The 10,317-nt window shown below is 69.0% G+C and carries 15 protein-coding genes and 1 riboswitch; of the genes, 9 read left to right on the top strand and 6 right to left on the bottom strand.

Annotation, left to right across the window (positions count from 1 at the left end; genetic code table 11):
- The first annotated feature begins 15 nt into the window (after positions 1-15).
- The gene (locus tag BST17_RS12445; RefSeq protein WP_083058239.1) at positions 16-804 is read left to right on the top strand and encodes a TIGR03620 family F420-dependent LLM class oxidoreductase; all 789 of its coding nucleotides are present in this window, start codon (positions 16-18) and stop codon (positions 802-804) included.
- Here BST17_RS12445 and BST17_RS12450 read toward each other — a convergent pair.
- From BST17_RS12450 to BST17_RS12460, 3 genes are read right to left on the bottom strand one after another with little or no spacing between them, the layout of a single operon-like run.
- Positions 801-1,067, bottom strand: coding sequence for a DUF2537 domain-containing protein (locus tag BST17_RS12450; protein WP_083058241.1), 267 nt, complete (start codon positions 1,065-1,067; stop codon positions 801-803). The two genes, BST17_RS12445 and BST17_RS12450, sit on opposite strands and share 4 nt — an antisense overlap.
- Complete coding sequence (locus BST17_RS12455) at positions 1,067-1,888, bottom strand: TrmH family RNA methyltransferase (protein ID WP_407937745.1); 822 nt, start codon at positions 1,886-1,888, stop codon at positions 1,067-1,069. The genes BST17_RS12450 and BST17_RS12455 overlap by 1 nt, the downstream gene beginning before the upstream one ends.
- On the bottom strand, positions 1,881-2,315 hold the full coding sequence (locus tag BST17_RS12460) for an Rv0880 family HTH-type transcriptional regulator (RefSeq protein WP_083058242.1): 435 nt from the start codon (positions 2,313-2,315) through the stop codon (positions 1,881-1,883). Before BST17_RS12460 ends, BST17_RS12455 begins: the two co-directional genes overlap by 8 nt.
- Before the next feature lie 44 nt (positions 2,316-2,359).
- Between BST17_RS12460 and BST17_RS12465 the strand changes: the two genes are divergently transcribed.
- Together BST17_RS12465 and BST17_RS12470 are read left to right on the top strand one after the other, a co-directional pair.
- Positions 2,360-2,620 (top strand): DUF2530 domain-containing protein, encoded by a 261-nt coding sequence (locus tag BST17_RS12465; protein ID WP_083058244.1) that lies wholly within the window; start codon positions 2,360-2,362, stop codon positions 2,618-2,620.
- A 21-nt stretch (positions 2,621-2,641) separates the two neighbouring features.
- On the top strand, positions 2,642-3,097 hold the full coding sequence (locus BST17_RS12470) for an SRPBCC family protein (protein ID WP_083058246.1): 456 nt from the start codon (positions 2,642-2,644) through the stop codon (positions 3,095-3,097).
- On the opposite strand, the gene BST17_RS12475 is transcribed toward BST17_RS12470, so the two are convergent.
- A complete protein-coding gene (locus BST17_RS12475) occupies positions 3,090-3,872 on the bottom strand; it encodes a DUF3027 domain-containing protein (RefSeq protein ID WP_083058247.1) in 783 nt (260 codons plus the stop codon). The two genes, BST17_RS12470 and BST17_RS12475, sit on opposite strands and share 8 nt — an antisense overlap.
- A 150-nt stretch (positions 3,873-4,022) precedes the next feature.
- Here BST17_RS12475 and BST17_RS12480 point away from each other — a divergent pair, with 150 nt between their 5' ends.
- Together BST17_RS12480 and BST17_RS12485 are read left to right on the top strand one after the other, a co-directional pair.
- A complete protein-coding gene (locus BST17_RS12480) occupies positions 4,023-5,603 on the top strand; it encodes an MFS transporter (protein ID WP_234807656.1) in 1,581 nt (526 codons plus the stop codon).
- Complete coding sequence (locus BST17_RS12485; RefSeq protein ID WP_083058250.1) at positions 5,600-6,133, top strand: DUF2771 domain-containing protein; 534 nt, start codon at positions 5,600-5,602, stop codon at positions 6,131-6,133. Before BST17_RS12480 ends, BST17_RS12485 begins: the two co-directional genes overlap by 4 nt.
- Here BST17_RS12485 and BST17_RS12490 read toward each other — a convergent pair.
- On the bottom strand, positions 6,127-7,134 hold the full coding sequence (locus tag BST17_RS12490; RefSeq protein WP_083058252.1) for a glutathione S-transferase family protein: 1,008 nt from the start codon (positions 7,132-7,134) through the stop codon (positions 6,127-6,129). The two genes, BST17_RS12485 and BST17_RS12490, sit on opposite strands and share 7 nt — an antisense overlap.
- A gap of 84 nt (positions 7,135-7,218) precedes the next feature.
- Positions 7,219-7,629 (bottom strand): cold-shock protein, encoded by a 411-nt coding sequence (locus BST17_RS12495; RefSeq protein ID WP_083058253.1) that lies wholly within the window; start codon positions 7,627-7,629, stop codon positions 7,219-7,221.
- A 110-nt stretch (positions 7,630-7,739) separates the two neighbouring features.
- Between BST17_RS12495 and BST17_RS12500 the strand changes: the two genes are divergently transcribed.
- The 4 genes from BST17_RS12500 to BST17_RS12515 all read left to right on the top strand — a co-directional run.
- Entirely contained in the window at positions 7,740-8,138 is a 399-nt protein-coding gene (locus tag BST17_RS12500; protein ID WP_083058255.1) for a YccF domain-containing protein, read from the top strand.
- Positions 8,135-9,190, top strand: coding sequence for a GTP 3',8-cyclase MoaA (moaA, locus tag BST17_RS12505; RefSeq protein ID WP_083058257.1), 1,056 nt, complete (start codon positions 8,135-8,137; stop codon positions 9,188-9,190). The genes BST17_RS12500 and moaA overlap by 4 nt, the downstream gene beginning before the upstream one ends.
- Before the next feature lie 2 nt (positions 9,191-9,192).
- Positions 9,193-9,450, top strand: coding sequence for a MoaD/ThiS family protein (locus BST17_RS12510; RefSeq protein ID WP_083058258.1), 258 nt, complete (start codon positions 9,193-9,195; stop codon positions 9,448-9,450).
- Between the two features lie 247 nt (positions 9,451-9,697).
- A riboswitch (cyclic di-AMP (ydaO/yuaA leader) is annotated at positions 9,698-9,868 on the top strand.
- A 9-nt stretch (positions 9,869-9,877) separates the two neighbouring features.
- Positions 9,878-10,317: transglycosylase family protein (locus tag BST17_RS12515; RefSeq protein WP_165762267.1), on the top strand; the 440-nt coding region annotated here is incomplete at its 3' end.

Here is a 10,317-nt window from a genome sequence, read left to right on the forward strand (position 1 = left end):
TCTACCGTCGGGCTCATGACGCCGACGATCGGGCTGGCCAGCAGCCTGCCGTACACCGAGGACGCCGCAGCCGTCGCCGAGGAGGCCCGCCGCACCGAGGATCTGGGCTACGCGACGCTGTGGCGCTCCGGTGTGCTGCCCATGGTCGCCGCCGCGGTGCGTGCCACTTCGGCGATTCCGGTCGCCACCGGCATCATCCCGGTCTCGCGGGTTCCGGCCGCCGAGGTGATCACGCTGCACGGTGAACTGCCGCCCGGCCGGTTCCGGGTTGGCCTGGGCGGGGCGCAGGGACCGACACCGCTGGCCACCATGCGCAGCTATCTCGACGAACTCGAGGCGGCCGGCGTCGCGGCCGACGTGCTGGCCGCGTTGGGACCCAACATGCTTGCGCTGGCCCGGGATCGCGCCGGCGGCGCCTATCCGTACCTGGTGACCCCGCGGTACGTCGCCGACGCCCGGACCGTCCTGGGACCGGACAAGCAGCTGTCGGTGCTGCTGATGGTCATCCCGTCGACCGACCGCGACACCGTGCGGGCCGCAGCCGAGAAGCCGCTGGCCTTCCTGGCCGGGCCGCCGGGTGGATATCGGCGAAACCTGTTGCGTCAGGGCTTCTCCGAGACCGATATCGATCAGGTCAGCGATCGGCTGCTGGATGGGATCACCGCCGCGGGCGAGCCGGACCAGATCGCCGAGCGCATCGCCCGATACCACGCGGCCGGCGCCGATCAGGTGGTGCTGCGCATCCTCGGCGTCGACGACATCGCCGAGTGGCAGACGAAACTGGCTGCCGCTCTGCTGAATTAGGACAGCGCGATCGCCAGCAGCGCGATCCATCCGACGGTCACCCCGACCGCCGAACCGAGCACGAACCAGCGCCGCACCGGGATCCGGCGCCAGCCCCAGACGGTCGGGGCGAGACCGCCGACCGCCACCAGGTTCAGCGCGACGGCCAGCAGCGGGTGGATGCGCAGCAGACCGAGGCCCAGCACCACGATGGCGGTGCCGACCACACCGGCGACGAAGGCCGCGACGGTCAGCCCGGTCCCCCAGGGTGTCGCCTCGTTCATCACTGCAATCTAGCCCGCTCGTAGAAGGCCAGCGCGGCGGCGGTGGCCACATTGAGCGAGTCGGTGCTCCGCGACATCGGGATGCGCACCCGCACATCGGCGGCGCGCATGGTGTGCTCCTTAAGGCCCGGGCCTTCGGCGCCGACCATGATCGCCACCTTCTCGTCGGCCAACTCGGCCATCGCCGAGGCCAGCGACGGGGCCGTCGGATTCGGGGTCATGGCCAGGATGCGGAATCCCTTGTCGCGCAGGTCCTGCAGATCGTCCGGCCAGAATGGCGCCCAGGCGTAGGGCACCAGCAGCGCATGCCCCATCGACACCCGCACCGCGCGCCGGTACAACGGGTCGGCGCAGCCGGTGCCGAAGACCACCCCGTCGACGCTCAGGCCCGCGGCGTTGCGGAAGATCGAGCCGAGGTTCTCGTGGTCGTTGACGCCCTCCAGGACCGCGATGGTGCGGGCATTCTCGGTCACGTCGTCGACCCAGAGTTCGATCGGGCGCGGCGCGGCGGCCAGTACGCCGCGGTTGAGGTGGAAGCCGACGGCCTCGGCCATCACCTCGCGGCTGACCCGGTAGTACGGTGCGTCGACGCCGTCGAGGTCGGTACCCAGTTCCGTCAGTCGCCGGTCGGTGCCCAGCATCGACCGGGGCTGGAACCGGGAGGCGATCATGCGCCGCACCACCAGCACACCCTCGGCGATCACCAGCCCCTTGCCGGTGGGCAGGTCAGGGCGTTTGTCCAGACTGTTCAGATCGCGGAAGTCGTCCAGACGGGGGTCGGCGGGGTCGTCGATATCGATGATCTCGGACAGTTCAGGCACCCTCGTCCACGATGGCGAGCATCAGATCCGCGGCGGCCAGCAGGGTGGCCCGCTCGTCGGCGGTCAGCTCGGCCAGCCGCTGCTGCAACCATTCCCGACTCGCCCGGCGCTCGGCCTCGATCAGTTCGGTACCGGACCGCGACACCGACACCAGCACCTGCCGACCGTCGTCGGGATGGGCGGTGCGGTCCACGAAACCCAGATCGACCAGCGAGGCGATCACCCGCGTCATCGACGGCGGCCGGACCCGTTCCCGCGCGGCCAGCGCGCCGGGTGTCATCGGGCCCTCCTTGGCGACCGTGGCCAGCGCCGAGAGCTGGGACAACGACACCGGTGAATCCGGTCGGCGGAACCGCAACTGGCGAGCCAACCGGATCACAGCCAACGACAGATCGCTCGGCAACCGGGCATCGACGTCGTCTGTCACAGGTCCGAACAATACCCAGCGGGCATCGGCTAGGTTGTGAACCGATGGCCGACAACAGCCCCGCCGCCCCGCCGCAGCCGCCGGCCCTGCCGGCGCGGCTGCTCGATCCGGTACCGGTGATCGTCGTGATCGCGGCGGCCTGGCTGGTCGCGGTGCTACTCGCCTTCACCGTGCCGGACCTGCACCACTGGCGGCCCGTCACGGTGGCCGGCCTGGGGGTCGGGCTGCTGGGCACGTCGATATTCCTGCTGCAACGCCGATCCGCCCGCCGCGGCGACCGCGGCGCGCAGCAGGGTCTCACCTGAAACACAAGGAGCACAACGCATATGGGAGCCCCGCTACTGCAGGCGCAGATCGACATCGACGCGCCGCCGGCGAAGGTGTGGTCACTGATCACGGATTTCGGCCGGATGCCGGAGTGGAGCCCGCAGACCCGCAAGATGAAGCTGCTGGGCGCGCTGCGGGTGGGCGCCAAGACGGTGAACTTCAACCGGCGGCGGATGCTGGTCTGGCCGACCACGAGCACCATCACCGAACTCGACCCCGACCGCAAGCTCACCTTCCGCGTCGACGCCAACGGCACCGAGTGGAGCTATGAGCTCGAGCCCCGCGAGGGCGGCACCCGGGTGGTGGAGAGCCGGCGCGCCCCCAACGGCATCAAGAAGATCTCCACGGTGCTGGTGGACGCGGCGATGGGCGGCGTGCCCAATTTCGAGAAGGAACTCGTCGACGGGATGAACCAGACGCTGGCCCGCATCAAGGCCGCCGCCGAAACTAGGTGACGTCGATGACGCCGTCGTCGTAGGGCACATACAGCGGCGAACCCGTCCCGGCCGGAACCGGGGTGTCCGAATGCGCGCCGCACCCGTAGGTGGCTTCGACGACGCGGCCATCGGCCGACATCTCGTTGCAGCACACCCCGAACAGGGTCCCCAGCGACCCGGACAATTGCACGTAGAAACCGCATTCACGGCAGACCCGGCGGGTCGCGCGGGCCATCGCCGAGGCCGGTCCGAACTCGCCCTCATGCCAGCGTTCGGCGGCTTCCAGACGCCCCTCCAGGCTGAGCACCCGACGCCGACCCAGGCCGATCTCGCCGGCCAGCTCATCGAGTTCGGGATCACCGCTGGACAGGTAACCGGGCACCAGCCGCGGATCGTCGGGCGGGGTGGCCAGCAGGTCGCCGGGGCTCAGATCACCCGGCTGGACCCGCTCCTCCCACGGCACCCACTGCGGTGCCAGCAGCGCGGTCGGTCCCGGGACCAGCACGACCTCGCTGATGGTGACGTGCTCGGCACCGGGGTAGGCGGCCACCACGACGGCCCACTGCCAGCCCTGGTAACCGGGCTGTTCGGCCAGGAAGCGGTGCGTCGCGGCGGTCTGGTCGTCGAATACCGCGCCCAGGTACTCGCCGACCGCGTCCGCCCCGCTGAACTCCTCGATCGCCTCGCGGGCGGCCTGGACGGCGCCCATCAGCAACGCCTCCAGCGCGGGCGGCCGCTCGGGCGACGCCTCGACATCCGGGGTGGAGTTCTCTGCTTCGGTCATGCTGTCCATCGGCGTCCATATTGCCTGACCCGGCCCGTCGGAGCCACACCGGTGGCCTGCACGCGGGGGCGGGCGCTTTGAGGAACAATCGAGCACGTGTCTTCCCGGGATCCCCGCTACTACCCGCCGCGGCCACCGTCCGGCGATGAGCATCCCGGCATGGCCAACTATCCCAGCGACGGCGAGATGCCCCGGCAGCGCAGGCAACAGACACCCAGCGCGAACCGGTGGTTGCCGCCGCTGAATGACGACACCACGACCCACCGCCGCACCGATCCGCCACCGCGGGCCGGGGCCGCCGCCGGCGAGCGCATCACCGTCACCCGCGCCGCGGCCCAGCGCAGCCGCGAGATGGGCTCCCGAATGTACGGCCTGGTGCACCGGGCCGCCACCGCCGACGGTGCCGACAAATCGGGCCTGACCGCGCTGACGTGGCCGGTCGTCGCCAACTTTGCGGTGGACGCGGCGATGGCCGTGGCACTGGCCAACACGTTGTTCTTCGCGGCGGCCTCCGGGGAGAGCAAGAGCAAGGTCGCGCTGTACCTGTTGATCACGATCGCGCCGTTCGCGGTGATCGCGCCGCTGATCGGCCCGGCGCTGGACCGGCTGCAGCACGGCCGGCGGGTGGCGCTGGCGCTGTCCTTCGTGGCGCGCACCGTGCTGGTGGTGGTGCTCATCGCCAACTACGACGGCGCAGGAGGCAGCTTCCCGTCCTGGGTGCTCTATCCGTGCGCACTCGGAATGATGGTGCTGTCCAAGTCTTTCAGCGTGTTACGCAGTGCGGTGACGCCCCGCGTGCTGCCGCCGACGATCGACCTGGTGCGGGTGAATTCCCGGCTGACGACGTTCGGCCTGCTGTTCGGGACGATGGGCGGCGGCGGTATCGCCGCGGGCGCGGAGTACCTGTTCAACATGTTCGAACTGCCCGGCGCGCTCTACGTGCTGGTGGCGGTGACCATCGGCGGCGCGGTGCTGGCGATGCGGATCCCGAAGTGGGTGGAGGTCACCGAGGGCGAGGTTCCCACCACCCTGAGCTATCACGGCGGGACCGACCAGTTACGCCGCCGGCCGGACCGCAAGGCGGCGCGTCAGCCGCTGGGCCGCAACATCATCACCAACCTGTGGGGCAACTGCACCATCAAGGTGATGGTCGGCTTTTTGTTCCTCTACCCGGCGTTCGTCGCCAAATCCCACGGCGCGGGCGGCTGGGAGCAGCTGCGCATCCTCGGCCTCATCGGTGCCGCCGCCGCGATCGGGAACTTCGCGGGCAACTTCACCGCAGCCCGGCTGAAACTGGGCAGACCGGCCCTACTGGTGGTGCGCGCGGCCAGTGTGGTGACCGTGGTGGCGCTGGCCGCCGCGGTGACGGGCAATCTGTTGGTGGCCGCCTTCGCAACGCTGATCACCTCCGGGTCCAGCGCGATCGCCAAGGCGTCGCTGGACGCCTCCTTGCAGGACGACCTGCCCGAGGAGTCGCGGGCGTCGGCGTTCGGGCGCTCGGAGTCGGTGCTGCAGCTGGCCTGGGTGCTGGGCGGCGCGACCGGCGTGCTCATCTACACCGAGCTGTCGTCGGGGTTCACCACCATCACGGCGATACTGATCCTGGGTCTGGCCCAGACGTTGGTCAGCTACAGCGGCGCATCACTCATCCCGGGCCTGGGCGGTAACCGTCCGGTCCTGGCCGAAACCGAAGGCGGAACCCTGAACTCCCCCGATCCCTCCGTACGGACCCACCGATGAAGCGCGGGCTGGCCATCCTGGCCGTCGTCGCCCTGCTGGCCACCGCGGGCACCGTGGCCCTGGTGTGGCAGCTCAGCAAGGAGCCGCACAGTTCGTTCCCCCGGATCAGTGCCTACTCGCACGGGGAAACGGTCCGCATCGGACCGTACTTCTACTGCAACGTCGAGAATCTCGACGACTGCGAGAACCCGGAGACCACAGGCGAATTGACCATCACCACGCGCAGCGCGGTGCAGCTGGCCGTCGAGCCGGCGATCGCCAAGGCCCCGTGGTGGCTGGCACGCACCTACGAGGGCGCCGACGCCGCGATCGTGCAGGAGTTCCGACCCGACACCACGACTGCCGTGACGATCCCCCCGGTCGACGCACTCTACGGACGGCTGACCGGCCTGGTGGTGCAGTTGCCGACGCTGGTGCGCGACGAGGCGGGCAACGAGTTCCCGCTACCGCACGCCGAGTGGTCGGTGCGCACGGTGTGGGAGCCGTCCGAGGAGTATCCGGAGTCGGTGTCGGACTACCCCGGTCAATGACCGGCGCCGTGCCCGGCGGGCACCCGCTCGTCCTCGCGCGTCGGCCCCGGCGGGGTGCCGTCACCGAACGGCCTGCCGCCCAACGATTCCCGGCCGTGCGGGGTCAGCCAGTTGGCCAAATCCGGCCCCTTGGGGACGACGCGGGTGGGATTGATGTCGGTGTGCACCATGTAGTAGTGCTGCTTGATCTGCACGAAGTCGGTCGTGTCGCCGAAACCGGGGGTCTGGAACAGGTCGCGGGCATAGGCCCACAGCGCGGGCATCTCGGTCAGCTTCGATCGGTTGCATTTGAAGTGCCCGTGATAGACCGGATCGAAGCGGGCCAGGGTGGTGAACAATCGGACGTCGGCCTCGGTGATGGTGTCGCCCACCAGGAAGCGTTGCGTGGACAGCCTGTCCTCCAGCCAGTCCAGCGCGGTGAACAACCGGTCGTAAGCCTTCTCGTAGGCATCCTGTGAGCCGGCGAAACCGCAGCGGTACACGCCGTTGTTGACCTCGGTGTAGATGCGCTGGGCCACCTCGTCGATCTCGTCGCGCAGCGGCTCGGGATAGAGCTGCGGCGCCCCCTCGCGGTGGTACTGCGTCCACTCGGTGGAGAAGTCCAGGGTGATCTGCGGGAAGTCGTTGGTCACGACCTCGCCGGTGGGCACGTCGACGATGGCGGGCACGGTGACGCCCTTGGGATAGTCCGGGATGCGCTTGTTGTACGCGTCGCGCAGGAAATGGATGCCCAGCACCGGGTCGACACCGTCGGGGTCGAGGTCGAAGGTCCAGCTGCGCTCGTCGTGGGTGGGGCCGCAGAAGCCGATGGACAGCGCGTCCTCCAGGCCGAGCAGGCGGCGCACGATGATCGTCCGATTCGCCCACGGGCACGCCCGCGCCACCACCAACCGGTAGCGGCCGGGCTCGACGGGATAGCCGTCGGCGCCGTCGGCGGTGATGCGGGTGTCGATGTACTTGGTGTCGCGGCTGAACTCACCCTCGGGATTCACGTAGGCCATGACCCCAGTGTTCCCACCGAACGTCAAGAAGATGTCGACAAACGGCCGAATTCTCGAACACAAGTCGATGTTCGACGGCAGAAACTAGGCGTCGAGCTCCCGCGCGACGGCCTTGACCACCTCGGACACCCGCCGCGCCACCTTGCGGTCGGGGTACTTGCCCTTACGCAATTCGGGCTGAATGGTGCTCTCCAGCAGCGTGATCAGGTCACCGACCATGCCGTGCAGCTCGTCGGGGGTGTGCTTGTGCTCGACGGTGGTCGCTTCGCGACGGGTGCGCGACAGGCTCGGCGGCGGGTCGATCAGCTTGACCTGCAGCGCCTGCGGGCCGCGACGACCGGCGGCGATGCCGAACTCGACCTTCTGGCCGGCCTTGAGCCCCTCGACACCCGAGGGCAACGCCGAGGACCGTACGTAGACGTCCTCGCCTTCCTCCTGAGAAAGAAAGCCGAAGCCCTTCTCGGAGTCGTACCACTTCACCTTGCCGGTCGGCACTGCTGTCACCCGTTCACTCGGTAGATCACATAATTAATGCGTCCCGCCTGCGCGAGACGCAATGGCCACGATCCTAACAAGTAGGCTAGGACGACAGCCTGGAGGAGACCATGCGCCTGATCCTGAACGTCATCTGGTTGATCTTCGGTGGGCTCTGGCTGGCACTCGGCTATTTCCTGGCGGGGATCATCTGCTTCATCCTGATCATCACCATCCCGTTCGGTTTCGCTGCCTTCCGTATCGGTGTCTATGCACTGTGGCCGTTCGGCTACAAGGTCGTCGACAAGCCCGGGGTCCGACCGGGCGCCGCCGTCGGGAACGTCATCTGGCTGATCGTGGCCGGCATCTGGCTGGCCATCGGGCACGTGCTCTCGGCGATCGCCTTCGCCATCACCATCATCGGCATCCCGCTGGCCATCGCGACCATCAAACTGATCCCGGTTTCGCTGATGCCGCTGGGCAAGGAGATCGTGCCGACCGACGAGCCGTTCGCCGGGGTGGCACGTTGACCCTGACCGATCTCGGGCTGCCCATGCCGACCCGGCCCGGCACGCCGGGCATGCCGACCAGCGGTCCGCTGGTGGACACCTTCGGCCGCGTCGCCACCGACCTGCGGGTCTCGCTGACCGACCGCTGCAACCTGCGCTGCACCTATTGCATGCCGGCCGAGGGCCTGGACTGGCTCCCCGAGAGCCAGCTGCTCAGCGCCGACGAACTCGCCCGGCTGTTGCGGATCGCGGTGACCCGGCTGGGCATCACCAGCATCCGGTTCACCGGTGGCGAGCCGCTGGTCTCCCGCGATCTGGAGGCCACCATCGCCGCGGCCGCCGCGCTGCGCCCCCGCCCGGAGATCGCGGTGACCACCAACGGCCTGGGGCTGGCACGTCGCGCGAAGCGGCTCAAGGAGGCCGGGCTGGACCGGGTGAACGTCTCACTGGACACCGTCGATGCCGAGCACTTCGCCGCGATCACCCGCCGCGACCGGCTCGACGATGTGCTGGCCGGCCTGGCGGCGGCCGCCGCGGCGGGTCTCGGGCCGGTGAAGGTCAACGCCGTGCTGGACCCGCGGACCGGGCTCGACGACGTCGTGCCGCTGCTGCGGTTCTGCCTGGAGCACGGATATCAACTGCGGATCATCGAGCAGATGCCGTTGGACGCCGGGCACGAGTGGTCCCGGGCCAAGACCATCGAAGGTGAGACCGTGCTGAGCGCGCTGCGCCGGCATTTCGATCTCCAGCCCGACCCCACCCCGCGCGGCTCGGCGCCCGCCCAGCTGTGGCGGGTGGATGGCGGCACCGGCACCGTCGGCGTCATCGCCTCGGTCTCGGAGTCGTTCTGCGGCGCGTGCGACCGGACCCGGCTGACGGCCGACGGCCAGATCCGCAACTGCCTGTTCGCGACGACGGAGACCGACCTGCGCCGGCTGCTGCGCGACGGGGCCGACGATGACGCCGTGGAGGCGGCCTGGCGGTCGGCGATGTGGGCCAAGGCGGCCGGGCACGGCATCAACGATCCCAGCTTCATCCAGCCCGCCCGGCCGATGAGCGCCATCGGCGGCTGAGGATGGGCGAGGTGCAGATTCTGGTCCGGTATTTCGCCGCTGCGCGGGCCGCTGCCGGAACCGAGACCGAAACGTTGCGATTCCCCGCCGGCACCACCGTGCACACCGTCGTCGACGAATTGGCCGGGCGGGGACCGGAGTTGGCGAAGGTGCTCGCACGCTGCTCGTATCTGCTCGACGGCATCGCGGTGCGGGATAAAAACGTCGTGCTTGAAACGCGCGAAACCCTCGATGTGTTACCCCCTTTCGCCGGCGGCTAGCCGTGATTTGCATCACATAACGAAACGGTCACAGAACGTCCACCTGCGGTTTGAGTCGCGAAAACACCTGCGGAAACGCCCGGATTCCCTGCGCCTTTAAAGTCCTCTCAGAGTTCTTAAGCACCGGAAACGCCGGGAGCCGACCGAGGTGACGCCCGCAGGTTCAGCGGTTACCGTCTTGCCCAAGCCTTTCGACCCAAATCGGCTGGCCTGCCTTGCCTGATTGCGCCGAGCTCCATCCATCGGGCAAGGAACCACACGAACCACTGGATGGAGGCGGGGGACCCAACCGGTCCGCCGAACAAGCAGACCAGGAACTCACCAGAGTTCCTTGGGGTGAAGCCTTCCCACCGAAGGCCGGGCAACCTCTCCTGCCCGAACCCGACAGCTGACCTCGTGGGCGCTGACGAGAGGACCTTTTAGCTTCATGAGTGGACGGCACCGTAAGCCCACGTCATCTTCCGTAAGCGTTGCAAAGATCGCCTTCACCGGCGCGGTCATCGGCGGCGGCAGCATCGCCCTCGCCGGTCAGGCCGGGGCCGCCACCGATGCCGAGTGGGACACCGTCGCGAGTTGCGAGTCGAGCGGCAACTGGGCGATCAACACCGGTAACGGCTACCACGGTGGCCTGCAGTTCTCCCCGAGCACCTGGTCCGGTCACGGTGGCGGCGAATACGCCCCGACCGCATACCTGGCCACCAAGGAAGAGCAGATCGCCGTCGCCGAGCGCGTGCTCGCCAGCCAGGGCAAGGGTGCCTGGCCCACCTGCGGCCGTGGCCTGTCCGGTCCGACTCCGCGCAATGTCCTCCCCGAGCCGGCCCCGCTGGACAACCCGCTGCTGAACCCGCAGCTGCCGCCGCCCCCGCC

Source organism: Mycolicibacterium bacteremicum (assembly GCF_002086115.1).
GTDB classification, from domain to species: Bacteria; Actinomycetota; Actinomycetes; order Mycobacteriales; family Mycobacteriaceae; genus Mycobacterium; species Mycobacterium bacteremicum.